General features: G+C 45.7%; 23 protein-coding genes. 21 read left to right on the plus strand and 2 right to left on the minus strand.

Annotated elements, in window-relative coordinates:
* Positions 1–147 precede the first annotated feature (147 nt).
* The 10 genes from DP120_RS11400 (at position 148) to recO (ending at position 9,327) form a co-directional block, all read left to right on the plus strand.
* Positions 148–1,476 carry an NfeD family protein gene (locus DP120_RS11400; RefSeq protein ID WP_112223804.1) on the plus strand — a complete coding sequence of 443 codons (1,329 nt, stop codon included), beginning with the start codon at positions 148–150 and terminating at the stop codon, positions 1,474–1,476.
* Complete coding sequence (gene floA, locus DP120_RS11405) at positions 1,477–2,463, plus strand: flotillin-like protein FloA (RefSeq protein ID WP_112223805.1); 987 nt, start codon at positions 1,477–1,479, stop codon at positions 2,461–2,463. It abuts the gene before it with no gap.
* A gap of 30 nt (positions 2,464–2,493) precedes the next feature.
* Positions 2,494–2,958, plus strand: a complete 465-nt coding sequence (locus tag DP120_RS11410) for a hypothetical protein (RefSeq protein ID WP_112223806.1) — start codon at positions 2,494–2,496, stop codon at positions 2,956–2,958.
* Positions 2,959–3,152: 194 nt separating this feature from the next.
* The gene (locus tag DP120_RS11415; protein WP_112223807.1) at positions 3,153–4,112 is read left to right on the plus strand and encodes a PhoH family protein; all 960 of its coding nucleotides are present in this window, start codon (positions 3,153–3,155) and stop codon (positions 4,110–4,112) included.
* A gap of 117 nt (positions 4,113–4,229) precedes the next feature.
* On the plus strand, positions 4,230–6,359 hold the full coding sequence (locus DP120_RS11420) for an HD family phosphohydrolase (protein ID WP_112223808.1): 2,130 nt from the start codon (positions 4,230–4,232) through the stop codon (positions 6,357–6,359).
* Between the two features lie 15 nt (positions 6,360–6,374).
* Positions 6,375–6,857 (plus strand): rRNA maturation RNase YbeY, encoded by a 483-nt coding sequence (gene ybeY / locus DP120_RS11425; protein ID WP_112223809.1) that lies wholly within the window; start codon positions 6,375–6,377, stop codon positions 6,855–6,857.
* Positions 6,844–7,197 carry a diacylglycerol kinase family protein gene (locus DP120_RS11430; protein WP_112223984.1) on the plus strand — a complete coding sequence of 118 codons (354 nt, stop codon included), beginning with the start codon at positions 6,844–6,846 and terminating at the stop codon, positions 7,195–7,197. Before ybeY ends, DP120_RS11430 begins: the two co-directional genes overlap by 14 nt.
* Before the next feature lie 20 nt (positions 7,198–7,217).
* Positions 7,218–7,628, plus strand: coding sequence for a cytidine deaminase (locus DP120_RS11435; protein ID WP_112223810.1), 411 nt, complete (start codon positions 7,218–7,220; stop codon positions 7,626–7,628).
* Entirely contained in the window at positions 7,612–8,529 is a 918-nt protein-coding gene (gene era / locus DP120_RS11440; protein ID WP_112223811.1) for a GTPase Era, read from the plus strand. Before DP120_RS11435 ends, era begins: the two co-directional genes overlap by 17 nt.
* Positions 8,530–8,541: 12 nt before the next feature.
* Complete coding sequence (recO, locus tag DP120_RS11445) at positions 8,542–9,327, plus strand: DNA repair protein RecO (protein WP_112223812.1); 786 nt, start codon at positions 8,542–8,544, stop codon at positions 9,325–9,327.
* A gap of 386 nt (positions 9,328–9,713) precedes the next feature.
* Here the strand turns inward: recO and DP120_RS11450 are convergent, their stop codons facing one another.
* Entirely contained in the window at positions 9,714–11,090 is a 1,377-nt protein-coding gene (locus DP120_RS11450; protein WP_112223813.1) for a glycine--tRNA ligase, read from the minus strand.
* A 314-nt stretch (positions 11,091–11,404) separates the two neighbouring features.
* On the opposite strand from DP120_RS11450, the gene ccpN reads away from it, so the two are divergent.
* From ccpN to DP120_RS11490, 8 genes are all read left to right on the plus strand, one after another.
* Complete coding sequence (ccpN, locus tag DP120_RS11455) at positions 11,405–12,043, plus strand: transcriptional regulator CcpN (protein ID WP_112223814.1); 639 nt, start codon at positions 11,405–11,407, stop codon at positions 12,041–12,043.
* A gap of 12 nt (positions 12,044–12,055) precedes the next feature.
* Positions 12,056–12,859, plus strand: a complete 804-nt coding sequence (locus tag DP120_RS11460; protein ID WP_112223815.1) for a pyruvate, water dikinase regulatory protein — start codon at positions 12,056–12,058, stop codon at positions 12,857–12,859.
* Between the two features lie 201 nt (positions 12,860–13,060).
* A complete protein-coding gene (gene dnaG / locus DP120_RS11465) occupies positions 13,061–14,854 on the plus strand; it encodes a DNA primase (protein WP_112223816.1) in 1,794 nt (597 codons plus the stop codon).
* 31 nt (positions 14,855–14,885) lie between these two features.
* Positions 14,886–16,040: an RNA polymerase sigma factor RpoD gene (gene rpoD / locus DP120_RS11470; protein WP_112223817.1), complete on the plus strand. Its 1,155-nt coding sequence runs from the start codon at positions 14,886–14,888 to the stop codon at positions 16,038–16,040.
* Positions 16,041–16,218: 178 nt separating this feature from the next.
* Positions 16,219–17,358 (plus strand): acyl-CoA dehydrogenase, encoded by a 1,140-nt coding sequence (locus DP120_RS11475; RefSeq protein ID WP_112223818.1) that lies wholly within the window; start codon positions 16,219–16,221, stop codon positions 17,356–17,358.
* A 127-nt stretch (positions 17,359–17,485) separates the two neighbouring features.
* Positions 17,486–17,890, plus strand: a complete 405-nt coding sequence (gene cccA, locus DP120_RS11480) for a cytochrome c550 (RefSeq protein ID WP_112223819.1) — start codon at positions 17,486–17,488, stop codon at positions 17,888–17,890.
* 61 nt (positions 17,891–17,951) lie between these two features.
* Entirely contained in the window at positions 17,952–18,665 is a 714-nt protein-coding gene (locus DP120_RS11485) for a tRNA (adenine(22)-N(1))-methyltransferase (RefSeq protein ID WP_112223820.1), read from the plus strand.
* The gene (locus DP120_RS11490) at positions 18,652–19,761 is read left to right on the plus strand and encodes a Nif3-like dinuclear metal center hexameric protein (RefSeq protein WP_112223985.1); all 1,110 of its coding nucleotides are present in this window, start codon (positions 18,652–18,654) and stop codon (positions 19,759–19,761) included. Before DP120_RS11485 ends, DP120_RS11490 begins: the two co-directional genes overlap by 14 nt.
* A gap of 380 nt (positions 19,762–20,141) precedes the next feature.
* On the opposite strand, the gene DP120_RS11495 is transcribed toward DP120_RS11490, so the two are convergent.
* Positions 20,142–21,122, minus strand: coding sequence for a 4-hydroxy-3-methylbut-2-enyl diphosphate reductase (locus DP120_RS11495; protein ID WP_112223821.1), 981 nt, complete (start codon positions 21,120–21,122; stop codon positions 20,142–20,144).
* A 131-nt stretch (positions 21,123–21,253) separates the two neighbouring features.
* Here DP120_RS11495 and DP120_RS11500 point away from each other — a divergent pair, with 131 nt between their 5' ends.
* The 3 genes from DP120_RS11500 to DP120_RS11510 all read left to right on the plus strand — a co-directional run bounded on the left by DP120_RS11500 (position 21,254) and on the right by DP120_RS11510 (position 24,328).
* Positions 21,254–22,549, plus strand: a complete 1,296-nt coding sequence (locus DP120_RS11500; protein ID WP_112223822.1) for a DEAD/DEAH box helicase — start codon at positions 21,254–21,256, stop codon at positions 22,547–22,549.
* 12 nt (positions 22,550–22,561) lie between these two features.
* Positions 22,562–23,455, plus strand: a complete 894-nt coding sequence (locus DP120_RS11505) for a deoxyribonuclease IV (protein WP_112223823.1) — start codon at positions 22,562–22,564, stop codon at positions 23,453–23,455.
* A 108-nt stretch (positions 23,456–23,563) separates the two neighbouring features.
* A complete protein-coding gene (locus tag DP120_RS11510; RefSeq protein ID WP_112223824.1) occupies positions 23,564–24,328 on the plus strand; it encodes a metal ABC transporter ATP-binding protein in 765 nt (254 codons plus the stop codon).

A 24,328-nucleotide genomic window follows, 5' to 3' on the forward strand; every position in this document is an offset into this window, starting at 1 on the left:
TTTTCGCCCGCCAATTTCTTTGCAGTCACAAAGCGCAATCTTCGCTATTCCACAATTTTAAATTTATAATTAAATCAGCAGGAAATTTGAAACCGATTACAAGTTCATACGTATATAAATAAGCGGAGAAGTAAAGGGGTGAGCTCTTTGAGAAAGATGAAAATCTTTACTGCTTTATTGTTGTTTGTTCTGGCATTGCTGATGTTGATACCGGTATTGCACGCAGACAGCCATTCCGTTTACATAATTCCGGTGGAAGCGGAAGTTGAAAGAGGTCTGCAGGCATTCATTGACCGTGGTATAGAAGAAGCGGAAGACGCGAATGCCGGTGCCATCATTTTTGAAATTGATACACCTGGAGGGTTTGTTGATGCAGCGGATGGAATTGCCCGCTTGCTGCAGGACACCGAAATTCCGACTATAGCCTACATTAATCAGGATGCTTTATCTGCAGGCGCTTTTCTTGCCTTGAATGCCGATGAAATCTATATGCACCCTTCAGCTCGCATGGGTGCAGCACAGGTTATCGATCAGGCTGGCAATGCCGCAGCTGATAAAGCCGACAGTGCCTGGCGTTCATCCATGGCAAATGCGGCTGAAAGTTCGGATAGAGATCCTATGTATGCTCTGGCAATGGCGGATGCGTCCATTGATCTGCCTGAATACAGGGCAGGCGAGGGAGAGCTGCTGACGCTCCGTGCAGGAGAAGCGGAAGAAGTTGGTTATTCGGAAGGGACTGCAGCATCTCTGGACGAATTACTGGAAATGAAAGGCATGGAAAATAGTGAACTGGTTTACATCAATGAAACATTTTCAGAAAATCTTGCCCGCTTTTTGACAAATCCGGTAGTCGTACCAATTCTTTTGTCTGTTGCCATGCTCGGATTGCTGCTTGAATTATTCACTCCGGGCATCGGAGTTCCGGCATTTATCGGACTTACATCATTGATGCTGTTCTTCTACGGGCATCTGGTAGCTGGTTTGGCGGGATATGAATCAATCATCCTGCTGTTCATCGGCCTTGGCCTGATGATCCTTGAATTTTTCGTGCCAGGTGGTGTAGCAGGGATTCTTGGTATTGCTGCAGTGCTGGGCAGTATCCTGCTTGCCGGAGGAGATCTTCAGACTACAGCTGTCGCAGTACTTATCGCAATGATTGTAGCAACTTCAGGGATGGTGATATTAGTGAAATTCTTTGGAAAGAGACTTCAATTATTCAACCGCATCATTTTATCGGATTCCACTGACACAAAAAGCGGTTATGTATCGACCGCCAACCGTCCGGAACTTATCGGGCAGATGGCTGTAACCGCCACAGAATTACGTCCGTCTGGCACTATAGTTTTCGGGGACGAAAGAATTGATGCAGTTTCCGAAGGCCGCTATATAGGCCGCGGAAAAGATGTTAAGATTATAAAGGTAGAAGGTTCACGCATCGTAGTACGTGAACTGGAGAAAAAAGAGGAGGAAGAATAAATGGGAATTGAAGCAATAGGTTTAGGTGCCGCCATAATCGGCATAATTATCGTTCTTGCAATATTCTTCACATTTGTACCTGTAACATTATGGATTTCTGCACTTGCTGCAGGCGTTAAAGTCAGCATCTTCACATTGATCGGCATGAGATTGCGGAGAGTTATCCCTTCGCGTATCGTCAATCCGCTGATCAAAGCATCAAAAGCAGGTTTGTCCGTACAGATCAACCAACTGGAAAGCCATTATCTTGCAGGTGGTAACGTAGACCGCGTTGTAAATGCCTTGATCGCGGCACACCGTGCCAATATCGAACTTCCATTTGAACGCGCTGCCGCGATTGACCTTGCAGGCCGTGACGTATTGGAAGCTGTACAGATGTCAGTTAACCCGAAAGTCATCGAAACACCATTCATCGCAGGTGTTGCAATGGACGGGATCGAAGTAAAAGCGAAAGCACGCATCACTGTGCGCGCCAATATTGACCGCCTTGTCGGTGGTGCAGGGGAAGAAACAATCGTTGCCCGTGTTGGTGAAGGTATCGTATCAACACTCGGTTCAAGCACCAGCCACAAAAAAGTTCTTGAAAATCCTGATTTGATTTCCCAGACGGTTTTGGGTAAAGGTCTGGATTCCGGTACAGCATTTGAAATTCTTTCCATTGATATTGCGGATGTTGATATCGGCAAAAACATCGGAGCTGAATTGCAGACGGAACAAGCTGAAGCCGATAAGAAAATCGCACAGGCAAAAGCTGAAGAACGCCGTGCAATGGCTGTTGCAAGTGAACAGGAAATGAAAGCGAAAGTTGTGGAAATGAGAGCGAAAGTTGTTGAAGCTGAGGCGGAAGTGCCGCTTGCAATGTCAGAAGCTCTCCGTTCAGGCAACATTGGTGTTATGGATTATGTGAATTATAAAAATGTACAGGCTGATACGGGCATGCGCGACTCGATTGCGAAAACAAGCACACCTCAGTCAAATGACGAATAACAGTAAAGATCCACAGAGGAGGTTTGTCACGTGGAACCACTCATAGTCGCATTGATACTCATGGCGGTAAGCGCGTTTTTCGGCGGTAAAAAGAAAGAAGGCGGCTCTTCGCCTAAACGTTCATCTGATAGTCAGCCGAATACCAGGGGCCGTGCCCAGGGCGGCTTTAAACGGATGGAAGATTACGCCAAAGAAATGTACGGTGAATTCCAGACACAGATGAATCCTGAAACCGATAAAAAGGAGCAGGTCAAAGAAGTGGCCCGGGAAGTTGTGCAACGGCCAACGAACCGCAGACCGGAACGGCGGGCTACTCCTGTAGAGGCAACAGAGATTGGCGGCAGGTTATCGGCTCATCAAAGCCCGCCGGTCCGTCCAGTTCGGAAAGCGGTGCCTGAAGAAAACCGCAGCCCTTTTCCATTAACACAAAATGAAGCGCAAAAAGCCATCATTCTGGCAGAAGTATTTATGCCGCCAAAAGCGAAGCGGCGTTGATCAGCAAAAAAGAATAGAAAAAACGGTCGAGGGAAGTTTCCCTTGGCCGTTTTTTCTAAATAACTTAATTTTTAGCTATTATTTATTCGTATTATTATTATGTAAACTAGATTTCCGGTATTAATATTTTACAGTTATTCCTGTTTAATGATAGAGTGAAATTAGAATAAATAACTCAACCAAGGAGTGTCCGAATGACTGAGAACGAATTGTTAGAACTTCATGTGAAAGACCCCAATGAAGCGGTGCTTCTGCTTGGCATATCAGATAATCACATGACATTGATCGAGGAAGCATTCAATATCCATATCATTACCCGTGGAGAAGTCATTAAACTGTCAGGTACAGATGAAGGCAAAGAAACCGGGAAGTTACTAATAGAACAATTATTAAAAGTTATCCGCAAAGGGATTAATATTGACCAGCGCGACATCGTGTCAGCAATCGAAATGGCCAAGGCTGGCACCATTGAATACTTTGCTGAGTTGTATGACGAAGAAATTGCCAGAAATGCTGCCGGAAAAATCATCCGCGCAAAAACAATCGGCCAGCGTCATTATATTCGGGCAATCCGCAGCAAGGACCTGACGTTCGCTATCGGTCCTGCAGGTACAGGAAAAACTTATTTAGCTGTTGTAATGGCAGTCCAGGCCTTGAAGAATGGGCATGTTAAACGGATCATCTTAACCCGTCCTGCTGTTGAAGCTGGAGAAAGCCTTGGATTCCTGCCAGGGGACCTGAAGGAAAAAGTAGATCCATATTTGCGTCCGCTTTACGATTCGATGCACGACGTACTTGGTGTTGAGCAGACAAACCGGTTCATCGAACGAGGGACAATCGAAGTTGCACCTTTAGCATATATGCGCGGAAGAACACTCGATGAAGCTTTCGTCATTCTCGATGAAGCACAGAACACGACGAAAGCCCAGATGAAGATGTTCCTGACCCGTCTTGGATTCGGTTCCAAAATGATTATTACCGGAGACAAGACGCAGATTGATTTGCCCCGCGGAGCAGAATCGGGTTTGATCGCGACGGAAAAGATATTGCACGGAGTCAGCGGCATCCAGTTCATGTATCTTGAAAGCGGAGATGTTGTGCGCCATCCATTGGTTTCAAAAATTATCGATGCATACGAAAACCAGCCGATTTGAGGCTGGTTTTTCTATTTTCTTTAGTTCTTATTAGCAAACAATGGAAATTATTCGGAAATATCGTGAAATAAAGAACTGATATTGATATGATGTAAGTACTAAGAGTGAGGTGGTTAGATGGTCACAAGGATTCGGGCGATTTATGAAAAAACGGGTTTTAGAGTCTTCTCATTTTCAATGATTTTTTTGATAGGCATCATTCTTTTCAGCTTTCTTTACAGCAACATCAAAGGTGATACATATAATATCGAACTTTTCCAATTATCGGATGAAACGATCCGGTCATCCAAAACTGTTGAAGACCCGGTAAAAACGGAACTTGAAAGGCAGCGTGCAGCTTCAGAGCTGACGCCGAGCTATAAATTCAATGATGAACTGGCGGACAATCAATCTGCGGTCATTTCATCTTTATTTGGTTATGTTCAGGATGCCAAAAAGCTGGAAACTGAAGGGGAAGAGGGAAAAGAAGCTGCAGAATTGCAGGAAATGGTTGCAGAATTGCGTGAAACCACTCGATTAATGGAAACGAGTGAAAATGGTTTGCGGCTGACAGACGATATGCTGCGTTCTTTGCTTACTTTGTCTGATGAACGCCTTGTTGCAGTTCAGCAGGAAATCGAAAATGTCGCGGAAAATATCCTTGCTTCCCCTGTCCGTGAAGAAGACCTCAACATTAAACGCAACGAAGCTGAACAATTGATCCGCAGCAACGAAGAAATTCCAGCTTCCGTCCTGCAGGCTGCTGCTGCCATTGTCAGATTCGGTGTCAAAGCCAATGAAACAGTGGACGAGAGCCTGACAGAAGCACAGCTGAAGCAGGCACGGGAAAGTGTTGAACCCACCAAAATCCTTCAAGGCCAGGTGCTGGTGCAGGAAGGGCAGGTTGTGGACAGGGAAGTTTACCGCCAATTGGAACTTGCGGGCATTACAGACAACCAGACCGACTGGAAGCCGGCTCTAGGGTTATTGCTGTTTGTTTTAATTGTAATGGGGCTATTATTAATAGTGGTGCAGCGCTCGCAGGAACCGGAGCAAAAGAAAATGACTGCTTTGCTGGTATTGGCTGCTGTTTTGATTATCAGTTTGACATTGATGAAACTGCTTGGTGCAGTGAGCGGCAATTTTGATGTGGAAATTGCGTTTCTTTTCCCTACAGCTCTTGCCGGCATGATCATCCGCATGCTCCTGAATGAGAGAACGGCCATTCTAGTGACATTCATTACTGCCGCGAGTGCCGGGCTAATGCTTCAAAATTCATATTCACCCATTCTCCAGATGGAAGTCGTTCTGTACATCCTATTCGGCGGGCTTGCAGGTGTCTATTTGATTGAACGCGATGATCGGCGTGCCAGGCTGCTGCAGACAAGCCTTTTAGTCGCCATTGTCAACTCGCTGTTCATCGGTTTTTATCTGCTGATCTCCCAGAGCCAATATGATATGGCTGAAGTCGGCTTTTACTTTACGGCCGCAATCGTTTCCGGTCTCCTGTCCGGAGCTTTGACCATCGGCTTGCTTCCATTTTTTGAATGGGCTTTCGGACTCCTTTCGCCAATGCGGCTGATTGAATTATCCAACCCCAACCATCCGCTTTTGAAGAAAATTCTGACTGAAACGCCAGGCACATACCACCACAGTGTAATGGTGGCGAATCTGGCGGACGCCTCTTGTGAAGCGATAGGTGCAAACGGCCTGTTGGCAAGGGTGGGCTGTTATTACCATGACATCGGCAAAACGAAGCGCCCTCAATATTTTATTGAAAATCAGGTGAATATCGCCAACCCGCATGATTCGCTTCCGCCTGAAACCAGCCGGGACATCATACTGGCACACGGCGCACAAGGTGCAGAAATGCTGCGTAAATATAAAATGCCAAAAGAAATTATCGATATAGCTGACCAGCATCATGGAACGAGTTTGCTGAAGTTTTTCTACTTCAAAGAAAAAGAGAAAAATCCTGAAGTCAGTGAAGAAGAATATCGTTACAACGGACCCAAACCGCAGACAAAGGAAAATGCAGTCATTATGGCAGCGGACAGCATAGAAGCGGCAGTCCGGTCGATGAAGGATCCAACATCAGAAAAGATAAAAAAATTGGTCGAGGCAATAATTGAGGATAAACTGAAAGACGGGCAATTTGATGAATGTGATCTCACTATGAAAGAATTGAAAACGATTAAGAGTGTCATGTGTGAAACGCTGAACGGTATTTTCCATACAAGAATCGAATACCCGAAAGATAAAGAATAGAAGGAGGTTTTCGGTATGCTGACGATTGATTTTATGGACGAAACGGAAACTTTACAACAAGAAGAAATACAATTTGTGGAGAAGATCCTCCAGCATGCAGCGACAGAAGAGGAAATTGGGGATGCTGAAGTATCCGTCAGTTTTGTGACCAATGAAATGATCAGGGAGATCAACCGGGAGTACCGGGATAAAGACCAGCCGACGGACGTTATTTCATTTGCAATGGAAGAACCGGGGGAAGGCGAAGTGGTAATACATGGAATGGACGAACCGAGAGTACTTGGTGATATCATCATTTCTCTGGACCGGACCAAAGAACAGGCAGCCGATTACGGCCATTCATTCGAGCGCGAACTTGGCTTTTTGGCGGTGCATGGTTTCCTTCATCTCCTTGGTTATGACCATATGAATGATGAAGATGAGAAAAAGATGTTCGCCAAACAGGACGTGATTTTGAATTCGCTTGGCATCACGCGTGATGGCTATGAAGGCAATTAGGTTTTTCCGCTCTTTTGTTTTTGCCTTCGCCGGCATTCGGGCTGCTTTAAAGAGCGAACAGAATATCCGCTTTCACTTTACGGCAGCAGTCATCGTTTTGATTGCGGGTCTGCTGACAGGATTATCCGCATTTGAATGGATGATTATTGTCCTGGTGATCGGGGGAATGCTTGCTTTTGAGATGTTCAATTCTTCAATGGAAAGAATCGTGGACCTCGCCAGTCCTGATTTGCACCCTCTGGCCAAGCAGGCAAAGGATATGGCAGCAGGCGCCGTTTTGGTATTTGCCATCGCAAGTGCTATAATTGGATTATTAATATTTTTACCAAAATGGTTTTAATTTTTATAGAGGTGATTGAGATGGAAAAAGAACAATTATTGGAACAAGCAATAGCGGCACGTGAAAACGCTTATGTGCCTTACTCAAAATTCCCGGTTGGTGCTGCGCTGCTGACTTCAGACGGCAAAGTCTATTTGGGATGCAATATCGAAAATGCCGGTTATTCCTTGACGAACTGCGCAGAGCGCACAGCGATGTTTAAAGCTGTTTCGGAAGGTGACCGCACATTCACGGCATTGGCTGTTTCAGCTGATACGGAAGGGCCGGTTTCTCCTTGTGGCGCATGCCGCCAGGTGCTGGCTGAATTCTGTGCGCCTGATATGCCGGTCTATCTAACAAATTTAAAAGGCGATGTTCAGGATACAACAATCAGCGAACTATTGCCGGGAGCTTTTACACCGGAGGATCTTAAATATGCAGCAGGAAAATAACGGATTCAAATCAGGCTTCATTTCCATCATCGGCCGTCCGAATGTCGGGAAATCGACGTTCCTTAACCGTGTGGTAGGACAAAAAATCGCGATTATGAGCGATAAGCCGCAGACCACGCGCAATAAAGTCCAGGGCGTCGTAACGACCAATGAAAGCCAAATGGTTTTCATCGACACACCAGGCATCAACGAACCTCGCCATAAACTGGGCGATTTCATGTTGAAAGTTGCCAAAAATACTTTCCGCGAAGTCGATGTGCTGCTTTTTGTGGCAAGTGCTGCTGACCGGATCGGGAAACAGGACCGCTACGTCCTTGATATGCTGAAAGGCATTGAAGTGCCCGTATTCCTTGTATTGAATAAAATCGATCAGGTACATCCTGACGACCTTCCAAAAATTATTGAATCATACCGCAATGAATTCGATTTCGCTGAGGCGATTCCGATTTCGGCATTGCAGGGCAATAATGTTGAAAATCTGCTTGCCAAAATTTCAGAACGTCTGCCGGAAGGCCCGCAATACTATCCGGCTGACCAGGTCACGGATCATCCCGAACGCTTCATCATTTCTGAATTGATCCGCGAAAAAGCGCTTCACCTGACGCGGGAAGAAATTCCTCACTCGATTGCTGTAGTCATCGAAAAAATTGCACCTGATGAGGATAATCCGGAAATGGTCCGTGTCCAGGCAACCATCATGGTCGAACGCGATTCCCAAAAAGGCATCGTCATCGGCAAAAAAGGTGCTTTGCTGAAAGAAATCGGTTCCCGTGCCCGCCAGGATATCCAGAACCTCCTAGGTTCGAAAGTCTATTTGGAACTATGGGTGAAAGTGCAGAAAGACTGGCGCAATAAATCCCTTCATTTGCGTGATTTTGGATTCAGAGACGATGAATACTAAGGAGTAGTCTCCATGCAGAGTCAATTAGAGGGTATCGTCATACGTACGATGCCATATGGTGAAAACAATAAAATCGTCACCTTGTTCACCCGCGAAGCAGGGAAGATCACCTGTATGGCGAGAGGTGCCAAAAAGCCCGCAAGCCGGCTGGCTGCGATAACCCAGCCTTTTACGCATGGCACTTATTCCATCTATAAAGGCAAAGGGATGGGCACGCTTCAAGCGGGCGACCAATTGGAATCGCTGCGCCATATCCGTGAAGATATCATGTCGACCGCATATGCAAGCTACGTTACAGAATTGGTCGACAGGCTGACGGAACAGGATGAACCGCAGCCGGGCATCTATGAGATGCTGTTTCAGGCCTTGCATGCGATAGAAGAAGGCTACGACCCTGAAGCAATCACGTTATTCGTTGAATGGAAGATGCTGCAGACTGCCGGGCTTGCCCCGACTCTCCATGAATGTGCGAACTGCGGGGCGACGGAAGGGGAGTTCGCTTTTTCTTTTCAGGAACTCGGTTTTCTATGCCATCGCTGTTTCCATATTGATCCTTATATTATCCGCTTGAGCCCGGCTCTTGTAAAATTGATCCGCACTTTCTATTTCGTGCCGATTGAACGTGTCGGTTCGCTCACTCTGAAAAAAGAATCGAAATCTTTATTGAAGCAAATCGTCCGTACAATCTATGAGGAACAGGCCGGAATCCGGCTGAAATCGAGGAAATTCCTGGAGCAGCTCGAACGCACTCCGGAGTTTTTACCGAAAAAAGCAGAAGATGACTCCAAAGACAGCTGAATCCAGCTGTTTGGGGTCATCTTTTTTTCCATATTTTTCATTTACTATCCGGAATAGAGCAAATACTGTCCGCAAGCAAATGAAACAAAATATAAAAGCGCTGCTCCCTTAATTTAGGAGCAGCGCTTTCGAGTTTCTGTGTCCAGACTCCAACGGCCAACTCCTCGAGTCGTAAGCCACTTTGTGTCTAGTCTCCAGTGCCTAGCTCTTCGGGATATAAGTCAAACCAGCTGCGTGGCAAAGAACGCCACTACGCTGATTCGTCTTATACCTGTCAGAGCTGAACAGGCACTTCCGCTTTTCGAGACTGTGCGGCTGAAAAGATGCCGCTTCGCCAAATCGTCTTACGCTTGTCGGAGCTGTGCGGCCGTTTCCGCTTTTCTTTATTAGAACTGAATATGCTTTTCGATATAAGCCTGTACTTCAGCAATCGGCATGCGCACCTGTTCCATGGAATCGCGGTGGCGAACAGTTACCTGGCCATCTTCGACTGAATCAAAATCAAAAGTGACGCAGAACGGCGTACCGATTTCATCCTGGCGGCGGTAGCGTTTGCCGATAGACTGGGATTCATCGTAATCCACCATGAAGTGCTTCGCCAAATCAGCAAATACTTCAGTTGCGCCTTCTGCCAATTTTTTAGACAAAGGAAGGACAGCGGCTTTGTAAGGAGCCAGTGCCGGATGGAATTTCAACACGGTGCGTTTGTCATCGTTATCAAGTTCTTCTTCGTGATAGGCATCAACGAGGAAGGCGAGCGTGACACGGTCAGCTCCGAGTGATGGTTCGATGCAGTAAGGCACAAAACGTTCGTTGGTGATCGGATCGATATAATTGAAATCTTCGCCGGAATGCTCCATATGGCGCTTCAAGTCAAAGTCGGTGCGGTCAGCGATGCCCCATAGTTCGCCCCAGCCGAATGGGAATTTGTATTCGATATCGACTGTCGCGTTTGAATAATGGGAAAGTTCATCTGCATCGTGTTCGCGCAGGCGCATATTGTCTTCTGACATGTTGAGGTTTAACAGCCAGTTTTTGCTGAAGTCGCGCCAGTAGGCATACCATTCAAGGTCTTCGCCCGGTTTACAGAAGAACTCAAGTTCCATCTGTTCGAATTCGCGGGTCCGGAATGTGAAGTTGCCGGGTGTGATTTCGTTACGGAAACTTTTGCCGATCTGGGCAATTCCGAAAGGCATTCTTTTGCGCATTGAGCGCTGAACATTTTTATAGTTGACGAAAATTCCTTGTGCCGTTTCCGGACGCAGGAAGATTTCATTCGTCGACGCTTCTGTCACGCCTTGGAAAGTCTTGAACATCAGATTGAATTGGCGGATTTCCGTGAAGTCATGCTTGCCGCAAACCGGGCAGTCGATTGCATGTTCTTCGATCAATTCAGCCATTTTTTCAAACGACAAACCGTCAACAATCATTTCGATTCCTTTGGCATCCAAAGCTTCCTCGATCAATTTATCGGCGCGCAGGCGTGATTTACAGCTTTTGCAATCAATCATCGGATCATTGAAGTTGCCGACGTGGCCGGAAGCGATCCAGGTTTTAGGATTCATCAGGATTGCCGCATCGAGACCGACGTTATAAGGAGATTCCTGTACGAATTTTTTCCACCATGCTTTTTTGATATTGTTTTTAAGTTCTACTCCGAGTGGGCCGTAATCCCATGTATTTGCCAAGCCTCCGTAAATTTCTGAACCTGGAAATACAAAGCCTCTGTGTTTTGCTAACGATACTACATCTTCCATTGACATAAAAATTACCTCCATAAAATAAAAAATCGCACACGTCCCGGACATAAAGTCCGAGGACGAGTACGTTATGACCCGCGGTTCCACCCCGATTGGCTGCTGTTGCAGCCCTCTTGAAAATAATTATGGCTCCAGATTGCCTTTTCCTGCCGATGCGGGCTTTCACCATCCCCGCTCGCTCCTGTGGCAGTACTTATAGATCTTTCATTGCCTGCTATAGAATCTTAAAGTATTGTACCATGCTAAACTTTTCTTAGCAATATAGCTTCAATTAGTATATAATAATCATCATTGAGTATAACACATATTTTGAGGCGGTGAGTCCGATCGAACTCAATAAGAGACAAGAAGAGATATTGCGCATCGTCAAAGGGAACGGTCCTATTACAGGGGAGCAGATAGCAGAACGTCTTCACCTGACACGGGCTACATTGCGCCCGGATCTTGCCATATTAACAATGGCCGGATTTCTGGACGCGCGTCCACGAGTGGGTTATTTCTATTCCGGCAAAAAGCCCGGACACGACGTAACCGATACGATGAATAATATGAAAGTAAAAGACTTCCAGTCGATTCCTGTGGTGGTCAGGGAAAATGTCAGTGTATATGACGCCATCAGCCAAATGTTCCTTGATGATGTCGGCACTTTGTTCGTAGTGGATAAAAACTCCCTTCTTACCGGCGTTTTGTCCCGCAAGGATTTATTGCGCACGAGTATCGGCAGCCAGGACTTAACGTCCATCCCCGTACATATCATTATGACACGGATGCCAAATATTACGTATTGCTTTAAAACCGACTCCCTGATCCAAGTGGCGAACCGGCTGATCAATCAGCAGATTGATGCACTGCCTGTTGTCGAAGAGCTGGCGAACGGGTTGAAAGTTGTCGGCCGGATCACTAAAACCAATATTACAAGGGCATTCTTGTCCTTATCCGAAAGCCATGAATTATGAGGTGAATAAACGATGAATCTATTGCGAGTATTCGTAATTTCCGATTCAGTGGGAGAGACAGGGGAACTGGTTGCCAAAGCAGCGGTCAGCCAGTATTTGAATCCTGACCAGAATGTTTCACTGAAGAGATTTCCATATATCGATTCCATTGACCAGGTCAGGGACATCATTCATATGGCTGCAGATCAGCGGGCTTTTGTCGTTTACACGCTGGTAGCCAACAAGTTGCGTGATTTTATCGTAACTGAAACTGCCCGCCTGAATGTAACTGCAGTCGATCTGATGGGCCCTTTGCTTGATGCGTTAAAGGTCGAGCTGAACGCTGAACCGCTGGAAGAAGCGGGTTTGGTCCGGAAATTGGACGATGATTATTTCAAAAAAGTCGAAGCCATCGAATTTGCTGTAAAATATGATGATGGCCGTGACCCGCGGGGAATACTGATGGCGGATATTGTCCTGGTTGGTATATCAAGGACTTCAAAGACGCCGTTGTCACAGTATTTGGCCCATAAGCGCCTGAAAGTCGCAAACGTTCCGCTGGTTCCTGAAGTGGATCCTCCGGAAGAACTTTTCAGAGTAGCACCAGAAAAATGTTTTGGTTTGGTCATTTCTCCGGAAAAACTCAATAATATCCGAAAAGAACGGCTGATTGCCCTTGGCTTGAATGATGATGCCAATTATGCAAAAATACAACGTATCCATGAAGAAATCATCCATTTCAATAAAGTGGTCGAGAAGATTAATTGTGAAGTGATTGATGTAACAAACCGTGCTGTAGAAGAGACTGCAAACTTAATAATGAGCAAATTGAAATAACCAAGTAGAAAAGCCACCTGGAAAGGCGGTTTTTCTGCTTTATTTGTGGATTTTTCTTCAAAAGAGTTTTATAATGAAGAATTGTGGCTAAACCAATAAGATAGACCTAAATTAACGCCTTCACATTTTTATTGAAACTTGAAGGAATTTGCCGCTGTATCTCGAATTAAGTATGTTAAGCAAATAAAGATGGTGATGAATGTGTCCAGTCGGGTACCAGAAGAAGTGATTGAAAAAATCCGCTCTTCTGCGGATATTGTGGATATAGTCGGTGAGTATGTCCAATTGACCAAAAGGGGCCGGAACTGGTTCGGGCTTTGCCCGTTCCATGGAGAAAGCACCCCGTCGTTTTCGGTTACATCCGATAAACAGATTTTTCATTGTTTCGGCTGTGGAGCGGGCGGCAATGTTATAACATTCCTAATGGATATCGAGAACCTTTCATTCCAGGAAGCTTTATCGAGATTAGGGCAGCGGACAGGGCATGATATTGAAATCAGCACATCCTCCGATTCGGCTGCGGCACCGTCCAAAGCTGAAAACCGGCTTGTGGACATGCATGAATTTGCTGCGGATATGTATCACCATATTCTCTTGAATACAGAAGAGGGGCAAGCAGCGCTGGATTATCTCGAAAATCGTGGATTCACACGGGAGATGATTGAAAAATACCGGATCGGCTGGTCATTGCCGGAATGGAATTATATGTCGTCTGCTCTGCTGAAAAAAGGGTATACAGAAGAAGAGCTGACTGACAGCGGACTTGCCATAGCCCGGGAACAATCCGATGGTTATTTTGATCGTTTCCGCGGTCGTATCATGTTTCCAATCATGAATGAAAGCGGCAAGGCAATCGCTTTTTCCGGCAGGATCATGGAAAATACGAAACAGGATGCTAAATACATGAATAGTCCTGAATCACCTATTTTCCAAAAGAGCCAGGTTCTCTATAACTTTCATCTGGCGAGAGGGTCGATTCGGAAGAATAGGAAAATTGTGCTTTTTGAAGGATTTATGGATGTCATTGCAGCAGGTAAGGCAGGTGTCGATAATGCCCTTGCAACAATGGGAACCTCGCTGACTTCCCAGCATATCCGGGTCATGAAACGTTTTGCCCAGGATGTCGTCATATGCTTTGACGGTGACGATGCCGGATGGGAAGCTGCAAAACGGGCTGCCATTGCATTGAATGAAGAAAAGTTCAAAGTGGAAGTTGCTGTATTGCCAGGGAAAATGGACCCGGACGATTATGTCCGTGAAAACGGCAGCGAAGCTTTCAAGGAACAGATCATTGGAAAACCGCATGCTTTTATAGCTTTTGCCATGATGCATGCGCGCCGCCATAAAAATTTCCAGTATGAAAATGATCTGCTCCAATATATCCAGGAGGTCCTTCAGTTATTGGCAGGACGTTCAACGCCCCTGGAGCGTGATCTTTATATCAGACAATTGTCCACTGAAACAGGTTTGTCCCAGGAAGCAATTTTGCAGCATTACCGCAAACTTGAAAACAAATCTGTAGAAAGAAATCGCCCAGAAGCGCCGGCACAGGCAGTGAGGCGGGAACCCAAGAAAGTAACATCGCTGCACCGTGCAGAACGCCTTTTACTGGCGCATGCACTGGCTGATGCTTCTGTCATGGACAAACTCGCGCAGGAAGATGGAATTCCTTTTATCAGTGAAGAGTTCCAGGCAATATACGTGCAATTGCTCGGATTTTATGAAGAATGGAATAAAGCGGATTTCCACAAGTTCCTGGAAACACTAAAGGATCCTGAACTTCGAAAACTGGTAATGGAAACCGCCCTTTCAGAACGGGACCCAGATCATCCTGACGAAGAAATTTCCGATTGTCTGAAGCATTTGGGCAAACACCGGATTGAGCAGGAAATATCTTTGAAGATACAGCAATCAAAAGAAGCGGAAAAACAGAATGACCTGAAACGCGCTTTGCTTCTTGCACAAGAAGTGATTGCTTTGCGAAAGTCGCTATAGTTTAATTCCGGTTTTTAAAGGAGGAAGTCGAATGGCTGAAAAGTCTGAACGCCAAAATGAAGTTGAAGCAAGCAACGTACCATTGACTACTGAAGGTCCGGAAGTTAATGTGGAAGAAGCTAAGAAACAATTGATAGAAGCAGGCAAGAAGAGCGGTGAACTCAATTATGAGCAAATCGCTGATAAATTAGCAGTATTCGAAATGGAATCTGACCAGGTAGAAGAATTCATTGACCAGCTGGAAGGCCATGGCATCGAACTGGAAAGAAAATCCGATGACGAAGAACACCTCGACCGCCTTATGAAACCGACGGAGGAAAAATTCGACCTGAATGATCTGAGTGTTCCTCCCGGCGTTAAAATAAATGATCCTGTCCGCATGTATCTGAAAGAAATCGGCCGTGTTGATCTATTGAAAGCGGAAGAAGAAGTGCGGCTTGCAAAATTGATTGAACAAGGTGACGAAGAGGCGAAAAAACGCCTTGCTGAAGCAAACCTTCGACTCGTTGTAAGTATTGCAAAACGGTACGTCGGCCGCGGCATGCTGTTCCTGGATTTGATTCAGGAAGGTAATATGGGTCTTATCAAAGCAGTTGAGAAATTCGACTACTCGAAAGGTTTCAAGTTCAGTACTTATGCTACGTGGTGGATCCGCCAGGCAATCACACGTGCGATTGCTGACCAGGCCCGCACTATCCGGATTCCGGTGCATATGGTCGAGACCATCAACAAATTGATTCGGGTACAACGCCAATTACTGCAGGATCTAGGCCGTGAACCTTCACCGGAAGAAATCGGGGAAGAGATGGACCTTCAACCTGAAAAAGTGCGTGAAATCCTGAAAATTGCACAGGAGCCGGTATCGCTTGAAACACCGATCGGTGAAGAAGACGATTCGCATCTTGGTGATTTTATCGAAGACTCGGATGCCCAGTCACCATCTGACCACGCTGCTTATGAACTATTAAAAGAGCAGCTGGAAGATGTACTCGATACATTGACAGACCGCGAAGAAAACGTATTGCGCCTCCGTTTCGGGCTTGACGACGGACGGACACGAACACTGGAAGAAGTAGGAAAGGTATTTGGTGTTACACGTGAACGTATTCGCCAAATCGAAGCAAAAGCTCTTCGTAAGCTTCGCCATCCTTCAAGAAGTAAACGCTTGAAAGACTTTTTGGAATAAGCACAGCCGTTTCTCATGTATATATGAGGAACGGTTTTTTTTGTTGAGCTTTTTATTGAAGTTAAAGGAGACAAATCAATGGAACCTTTATCATTTTCACCTTATCTATTGAGTTTGACGGAATTTTAGCTATATAATGAATATTGTAAGCGTATTCAGATTAAAGGGGATGTAAAAAATGAATTTCGATTTGACACAAGAACAACAGATGATTAAAAAGACGATGAAAGAATTTGCGGATAAGGTAGTGGCTCCAGGAGCTATTGACCGTGATCGCAGCAAAGAATTTCCAACTGAAATTTTCAAACAGCTTTCCGACATGGGGATGATGGGATTGCCGTTTGATGAAAAATACGGTGGAGCCGGAGCCGATACGACCAGCTTTGCGATTGTAACTGAAGAGTTGAGCCGAGCATGTGCTTCCACCGGCATTACGTATTCTGCCCATATTTCACTTGGCGGTGCGCCGTTGAACCTGTTTGGCACTGATGAGCAGAAAGAAAAGTATTTGGCTCCGATCTGTTCAGGTGAATCATTCGGTGCATTCGGTTTAACAGAACCAAACGCAGGATCTGATGCAGGCGGTACTGAAACGCGCGCAGTTGAAGATGGCGATGACTGGGTCATCAATGGCTCAAAAGTCTATATCACAAACGCCAGCCATGCAAAGCATTTGGCGATTACGGCAATTACAGGCATGGTTGACGGCAAAAAAGAAATCAGTGCAATCATTGTTCCGACGGATGCTGATGGCTTCACAATCATCGATAATTATGAAAAAATGGGTCTTAACTCGTCGAACACGACCGAGTTGGTTCTTGAAAATGTCCGGGTGCCAAAAGAAAACCTTTTGGGTAAACGCGGGGATGGTTTCAAGCAATTCCTGGTTACGCTTGACGGTGGGCGCATCGGTATTGCAGCAATGGCTGTCGGCATTGCCCAAGCTGCTTTCAATCGCGCATTGGCATATTCCAAAGAACGCAAACAATTCGGCAAAACACTTTCAGAGTTTCAGATTACGCAATTCAAATTGGCTGATATGGCCATGAAAATTGAATTGGCGCGGAATATGGTCTATAAAGCTGCATGGCTTAAAGATCAGGGACGTCCTTTTACTAAGGAAGCATCAATGGCAAAACTTTATGCATCTGAAATTTCGATGGAAGTTGCCAATGAAGCAATCCAGATCCACGGCGGTTACGGATATATGAAAGAGTACGAAGTGGAACGTTATATGCGTGATGCAAAACTTCTTGAAATTGGAGAAGGAACATCGGAAGTTCAGCGGATGGTAATTGCTCGCCAAATCGGCTGTTAAGTTACTTAATTTGTCACAAAGCGGTAAAACTTATCCGTTATGTCTTTCGGTTTTGAGCAGAATACAGTACAATAATGAATGATACGAATACTATCATTTGCAGAACTTGAAGAGGGAGGGGTAACGGATGCAAAAAAATGCAATTGTACCTTATATCTTAATCATGGCTTTCGGTATCGGCTTAATTTTCTTCCTATCATTGGAAGGCGTCGGCAACGAAGCTGAAATTGCTGAAGATCACGCAGCTGAAGAAGGTGGCGAAGGTATGGCTACTGGCGAAGGAACTGGTGAAGGCGAAGACACTGCTGATGCAGGAGAATTCGACCCGGAAGCTAAAGCACAGGAAAGCTGTATCGGCTGTCATGGTTCAAGCTATGAAGGCGCTTCAGGCCCATCATTAGTTGCTACTGAATTGTCTCAGGAAGAAATTGAAGAAATCATTGCAAACGGTCAAGGCGGTATGCCAGGTGGACTGGTAGAAGCTGAAAACATTCCAGCAATGGCTGAGTGGGTACTATCACTCGGAGAATAATAGCAAAAACCCTTAGTTCTTCTGGAGCTAAGGGTTTTTCTGTCAATTGGAGGATTTTTATATGAATGCGCAGCAATTATCGGAAAGACTGAAAAGAGTAGCGGCCTATGTTCCCCCAAACGCAATTTTGGCGGACATCGGCAGCGATCATGCTTACCTTCCATGTTACCTGGCTTTAAAAGGTAATATTCAAAAAGGCATTGCAGGTGAAGTTGTAAAAGGGCCTTATGAATCTGCAAGGAAACAGGTACAGCAGGAAGGGCTGAGTAAATCTATCGAGGTCAGGCTGGCAAATGGGCTGGCAGCCGTCGAGTTAACAGATAACGTTACTGCCGTCACCATTGCAGGAATGGGTGGGCCATTGATCGCATCGATTTTAGATGAAGGAAAAGAGAAACTGGCAGGCGTCGAACGCCTGATTCTGCAGCCGAACGTCCATGCAAAAGCGATTCGTGAATGGGGCGCCGCAAACGGCTGGAAGATAACTGAAGAGGAAATTTTAAAGGAAAACGATAAAATTTACGAAATTCTGGTTCTTGAACCTTCTTCGTCTCCAGTTTCCTATACAGAGCAGGAACTTTTGATGGGGCCTTTCCTTATAAAAGCAAAGTCGCCGGTGTTTATCGAGAAGTGGGACAGGGAAACTTCACAATGGAAACGGATTCTCCTGTCTATGGAATCGACAGAACAAACCGTAGAAATTCTTGCTAAAAAACAGGAGCTTATCAACAAAATTCAGTTAACGGAAGAGGTGCTGCATGGTGAAAATACCTAATGGCCAGCAAATCATCGAAGAGTTCGAAAAATGGTCTCCCAAGTACCTGGCAATGGAGGGAGATCCAATTGGTCTCCACGTCGGGACATTAAATAAAAAAGTCGAGCGTGTTTTGGTGACACTTGATGTGAATGATGAAGTGGTCGATGAAGCGATTGCCAAAAGAGCTGAATTGATCATAGCGCATCATCCTCCAATTTTCCGTCCCTTAAAAAATCTTCAGACTGATTTTCCTCAGGGCCGGTTAATGGAAAAGCTGATCAAGCATGATATTGCCGTTTATGCTGCTCATACCAATCTCGATGTAGCTGAAGGCGGCGTCAATGATCTTCTGGCTCAGGCACTTGGCCTTCAAAATACCGATGTACTTGTTCAGACTTACGAAGCAGAACTTGTAAAAATAGCTGTTTTTGTTCCGGAAAGCCATGAAGACCAATTGCGCGATGCATTAGGCAAAGCAGGAGCCGGTGCCATCGGTGACTACGAACATTGCAGTTATACGCTTTCCGGCACCGGGCGTTTCCGGCCGACAGCAGATGCTGACCCGTATATCGGGGAATCAGGCAAAATGGAAGTGACAGACGAATCGAAAATTGAAGTTGTGGTCCGTAAATCGGACAAAGACCGTGTTATCCGGTCTATGATTGCAGCGCATCCGTATGAAGAAGTGGCATATGACGTATTTACTCTGGAAAACAAGGAGTTACCGATGGGCCTTGGAAGAGTAGGTGCATTGCCGGAAGAAATGACACTTCGGAGCTTCGCCGAATTGGTGAAAGAAAAGCTTCATGTACCATTTACAAGAGTAGTGGGCAATTGGGATGACAAGGTGAAAAAAGTGGCTGTTCTCGGTGGGGATGGCAATAAATACATTTCTCAGGCCAAACGTTCCGGTGCGGATGTCTATGTTACGGGAGATATGTATTTCCATACAGCACAGGATGCTCAGGCGATTGGATTGAACATCGTCGATCCGGGCCATCATGTCGAGAAAGTCATGATCCGTGGTGCAGCCGAATATATGGCTGAACATACGAATTGGCAATGTGAATTTATTCCTTCTGAAGTGGATACGGAACCGTTTAAGTTAATATGATAAAAAGCGCCATTTCTGCAATTTGCAAAAATGGCGCTTTTTTTTTTGGTGTCGCTTTTCTGGTGTCCAGACTCCAGTGGACCAGCCCCTCGAGTCGCTTCGGTCTTGCCAGCAATGGCAAGACGCCATTACTTTCAAGCTCTCCAGCGCTTGTCAGGGCTTAGCGGGCGTTGTCGCTTTTCTATTGTCCAGACTCCAACGGCCCAGCTCTTCGGGTCATCAGTCAACTCAGCTACGTGGCAAAGACCGCCACTCTGCTGATTTGCCTAAACCCATATTGCTCCTGCATCGCTGCGCTAGCTTCGTCGCAAAGAGATGTCCCAAATTACATTTGTTCCATCTCTTGCCTTACAGAGCTTAGCGGGCGTTGTCGCTTTTCTTTATTCTCCTACCGGATAAGGTTCAATGCGATCCGATGGTTTCGGATGTTTGATTTTCGGCAGGATTTTATTCAATGGTACTGAACGTTTCAATTCATGAGTCTCCGGATCAGCCGGGTCGTATTTATCAAGGTAGTTCATAACTTCTTTGACGATTGGAGTAGGAGTGGAAGCACCGGCAGTTACGCCTACTGTTTCGACTCCTTCTAACCACTCAAGTTTCAATTCGGACAAATCGGAAATACGGTAAGCCGGTGTTCCGGCGATGTCCTGTGAGACTTGCGCCAGGCGATTGGAGTTATTGCTCATCGGGTCTCCGATTACAATCAACAGGTCAGCTTCACCGGCCTGCTCAGCAACCGCTTCTTGGCGAACTTGTGTAGCAAGGCAGATTTCCTTATGAACTTCCGAGTGCGGGAATTTTTCTTTCAGCCTTTCCATCATCGCTACAACATCCCATTGGCTCATGGTTGTCTGGTTGGTGATGATGATTTTATCAGCTGTCAATTCCAGTTTGTTAACATCTTCAACATTTTCGACCAGGTGGACAAGGTCAGGAGCTACGCCTATTGCGCCTTCTGGCTCTGGATGGCCACTTTTTCCGATATAGACGATATGATAGCCGTCAGCCGTTTTTTCACGGATCAGGTCGTGCGTAACGGTAACATCCGGGCAAGTTGCATCAATCGACACAAGACCTTTGCGGCGAGCCAGTTCACGAACTTGCGGAGAAACACCGTGCGCTGTAAAAATGACAGTGCCCGATTCCACTTTTTCAAGGATCTCCAGTCGGTTAGGGCCGTCAAGCGTGATGATGCCATCCGCTTCGAATGCATCGGTTACGTGTTTATTATGGACAATCATTCCTAATATATAGATGGGACGGGGCAAAGTTTCGTCCATTGCGGCATTCTTTGCAATGACCATGGCATCCACCACTCCATAGCAGTATCCTCTAGGCGATATTTTCATTACTTTCATACTGGTACCGCTCCTTTCAACAATCAATACTTTCATTATAACGGAGACGGCACAGCTTTACAAAAGTTGCATCGCGTAAAATAGCCGTTTTATGCTATAATATACGGAGCGTAAGGAGGGAATTATATCCCATGACAAAATTCAAAGAATACTCATTAAAACCATTCCTGTTAGAGGCAGTGGAAAAACTCGGTTTTACGGAACCGACACCAATTCAGAAACAGATTATGCCGCATATATTGAAAGGCAATAGTGCAATCGGCCAATCCCATACAGGGACGGGCAAGACGCATAGTTTCATCATTCCGATCGTCGAACGCGTTGACGTGAGCCGCCAGGAAGTGCAGGCGGTTATTGCAGCACCTACACGTGAACTCGGAACTCAGATTTACAATGAAATCCAGAAGCTTACTGAAGGCTCCGGCATTGAGGTCAAATCATTTATCGGCGGAACAGACAAGCAGCGTTCCATCAATAAACTGAAAACACAGCCGCATATCGTCATCGGTACACCTGGAAGATTGAAAGATATGGTCAACGAACGTGCATTATTCGTCCATACTGCAAAAATTCTTGTAGTTGATGAAGCAGATCTGGCGTTTGACATGGGCTTTATCGAAGAAATTGACCAAGTTGCAGGAAAAATGCAGGAAGACTTGGAGATGTATGTCTTTTCCGCCACAATTCCTGAGAAACTGAAACCGTTCCTCAAAAAATACATGGAATCACCAATCCACGTGAATCTTGGCGACAAACGGCCGACAGCGGAAGGACTTGATTTTTATCTTGTCCCTGTCCGCAGCAAAAAGAAAATGGAACGTCTGAAAGACGTGATGGAAGTTATCAATCCATACTTGGCGATCATTTTTGTAAATACCCGTACCAATGCGGATTATGTAGCAGACCAATTAGCAAAAGACGGTATCAAAGTTGGTCGTGTCCACGGCGACCTTGCTCCCCGTGAGCGTGTCAAAATGATGAGACAGATCCGCGATCTTGAGTATCAATATATCGTAGCCACTGATTTAGCAGCACGGGGCATTGATATCCAAGGGGTCAGCCATGTCATCAACTATGAATTGCCGGAAGACCTTGAATTCTTTATTCACCGTGTCGGACGAACTGCACGCGCGGGGATGAAAGGCTTAGCCATCACATTGTTCAAGCCTGAAGAAGACGATGCAATTGTACGGGTTGAGAAAATGGGCATTCCTTTCCAACAGAAAGACATCGTAAAAGGCGAGTTTGTGGATCTTAAAGAGCGCCACAGCAGAAAAACGCGTGTCCGCACAACTAACGAAGCGGATGCAAAAGCCAAAACGATGGTCCATAAACCAAAATCGGTAAAACCGATGTACAAGAAAAAGATGAAGTGGAAAATGGACGAAATCAAAAAAGCGGAACGCAGAAAAAACCGCAAGAAGTAAGGAGTCGAATTTATGTTACTTGGATCTCACGTATCGATGAGCGGCAAGAAAATGCTGCTTGCAGCCAGTGAAGAAGCAGCTTCCTACGGAGCGTCAACTTTCATGATCTATACCGGAGCACCGCAGAATTCGCGGCGCAAACCGATTGAAGAGCTTAATATAGAAGCAGGCAAGGCGCATATGGCCGCTAACGGCTTATCGAATATTGTCGTGCATGCTCCATATATCATCAATATTGCAAACACACAAAAGCCTGAAACTTTCGCACATGGCGTTGAATTCCTGCAAAAGGAAATTGAACGGACTGCTGCACTTGGAGCCAGACAAATTGTTCTCCACCCGGGGGCACATGTCGGGGCCGGAGCGGAAGCAGGCATTGCGAAGATCATTGAAGGTCTGAATGAAGTGCTGAGCCAGGATTACCCAGTGAATATTGCACTGGAAACGATGGCGGGCAAAGGCACGGAATGCGGACGTAATTTTGAAGAAATCGCTGCCATCATCAATGGCGTCAAAAACAATGAGCGTTTATCAGTTTGCTTTGACACTTGCCACACGCATGATGCCGGCTATAACATCAAAGAAGACTTCAATGGCGTACTTGAACAGTTTGACCGTATTGTAGGCCTTGACCGCCTGCAGGTTCTTCACATCAATGACAGTAAGAATGTCCGCGGGGCAGCCAAAGACCGCCATGAAAACATCGGCTTTGGGGAAATCGGTTTTGAAGCCTTGAACGGCATAGTTCATCACCGCGATTTGAAGGATATTCCTAAAATCCTCGAAACGCCGTATGTCGGTGCAGATGCCAAAAATAAAAAAGCTCCATATGCATTTGAAATTGAAATGTTCAAAGCCGGTGTGTTTACACCCGGTGTAATAGAAGAAATGAAAGCTCCTCTTTAATAGAGGGGTTTTTTCTTTTAAGTTTAATAGGTTTACATTGCCTTGAAACTGACTTATACTTTTTAAATGTAAATCGTAATCATTATTAATTAGAAATGAGGCGGCAATATGGATGCGCCATTGATTGAAATTAAAGACATCAGTTTTGAATATGAAGAGACAAAAGCACTCGACAACATTTCTATGAAGGTGGAAAAGGGCGATTTTCTTGCCATCCTGGGACCTAATGGTTCCGGAAAGTCGACTTTGCTGAAAATCATGCTGGGCTTGATTAAACCATCAAAAGGGTCTATCAAATTATTCGGAGTGGACTCCAAAAACTTTAAACACCGTGAATGGATCGGTTATGTTTCACAGAAATCGAATTCATTCAACTCAGGGTTCCCGGCTACTGTGAAAGAAGTGGTGGCAGGGGGGCTTGCAAAAAAAGCGGGGCTTTTCCGGCGTCTGCCGAAAACGGTTGATGAAGATGTCCTGGAAGCAATGAAGTCGGTAGGGATGGAAGCTTTTCTTGACCGCAGTATCAGTGAATTATCCGGCGGACAGCAGCAGCGGGTGTTTATCGCCCGCGCTTTGGTGGCGAAACCGAAAATGCTGATACTGGATGAGCCGACTGTCGGCATCGATCACCAGAATGTACAGGCATTCTACGATATGCTGGCCGCTCTTAATCGGGAGAAGAATATTACGCTGGTTATGGTGACACACGATGTGGATACGGTAACTGACCGGATTTCCCATGTTGCCTGCTTGAACCAGACTATTCATTTCCACGGCTTTAAAGAACAATTCCAGACTTTAAGTGATGAGGAACGCGCTTCCTGGTACGGGCATTCCGTCCGCAAGATCCATCATGCGGGAGGCGGACATTGA

The organism is Planococcus halotolerans, assembly GCF_003289955.1.
Taxonomy (GTDB): Bacteria; Bacillota; Bacilli; order Bacillales_A; family Planococcaceae; genus Planococcus; species Planococcus halotolerans.

Excerpts from the sequence above, each read along its gene's own strand:
- floA (WP_112223805.1), top strand. The coding sequence starts at position 1,477 with ATGGGAATTGAAGCAATAGGTTTAGGTGCCGCCATAATCGGCATAATT.
- DP120_RS11415 (WP_112223807.1), top strand. The coding sequence starts at position 3,153 with ATGACTGAGAACGAATTGTTAGAACTTCATGTGAAAGACCCCAATGAA.
- DP120_RS11420 (WP_112223808.1), top strand. The coding sequence starts at position 4,230 with ATGGTCACAAGGATTCGGGCGATTTATGAAAAAACGGGTTTTAGAGTC.
- ybeY (WP_112223809.1), top strand. The coding sequence starts at position 6,375 with ATGCTGACGATTGATTTTATGGACGAAACGGAAACTTTACAACAAGAA.
- DP120_RS11430 (WP_112223984.1), top strand. The coding sequence starts at position 6,844 with ATGAAGGCAATTAGGTTTTTCCGCTCTTTTGTTTTTGCCTTCGCCGGC.
- DP120_RS11435 (WP_112223810.1), top strand. The coding sequence starts at position 7,218 with ATGGAAAAAGAACAATTATTGGAACAAGCAATAGCGGCACGTGAAAAC.
- era (WP_112223811.1), top strand. The coding sequence starts at position 7,612 with ATGCAGCAGGAAAATAACGGATTCAAATCAGGCTTCATTTCCATCATC.
- recO (WP_112223812.1), top strand. The coding sequence starts at position 8,542 with ATGCAGAGTCAATTAGAGGGTATCGTCATACGTACGATGCCATATGGT.
- DP120_RS11450 (WP_112223813.1), bottom strand. The coding sequence starts at position 11,090 with ATGTCAATGGAAGATGTAGTATCGTTAGCAAAACACAGAGGCTTTGTA.
- DP120_RS11460 (WP_112223815.1), top strand. The coding sequence starts at position 12,056 with ATGAATCTATTGCGAGTATTCGTAATTTCCGATTCAGTGGGAGAGACA.
- rpoD (WP_112223817.1), top strand. The coding sequence starts at position 14,886 with ATGGCTGAAAAGTCTGAACGCCAAAATGAAGTTGAAGCAAGCAACGTA.
- DP120_RS11475 (WP_112223818.1), top strand. The coding sequence starts at position 16,219 with ATGAATTTCGATTTGACACAAGAACAACAGATGATTAAAAAGACGATG.
- cccA (WP_112223819.1), top strand. The coding sequence starts at position 17,486 with ATGCAAAAAAATGCAATTGTACCTTATATCTTAATCATGGCTTTCGGT.
- DP120_RS11485 (WP_112223820.1), top strand. The coding sequence starts at position 17,952 with ATGAATGCGCAGCAATTATCGGAAAGACTGAAAAGAGTAGCGGCCTAT.
- DP120_RS11495 (WP_112223821.1), bottom strand. The coding sequence starts at position 21,122 with ATGAAAGTAATGAAAATATCGCCTAGAGGATACTGCTATGGAGTGGTG.
- DP120_RS11500 (WP_112223822.1), top strand. The coding sequence starts at position 21,254 with ATGACAAAATTCAAAGAATACTCATTAAAACCATTCCTGTTAGAGGCA.
- DP120_RS11505 (WP_112223823.1), top strand. The coding sequence starts at position 22,562 with ATGTTACTTGGATCTCACGTATCGATGAGCGGCAAGAAAATGCTGCTT.
- DP120_RS11510 (WP_112223824.1), top strand. The coding sequence starts at position 23,564 with ATGGATGCGCCATTGATTGAAATTAAAGACATCAGTTTTGAATATGAA.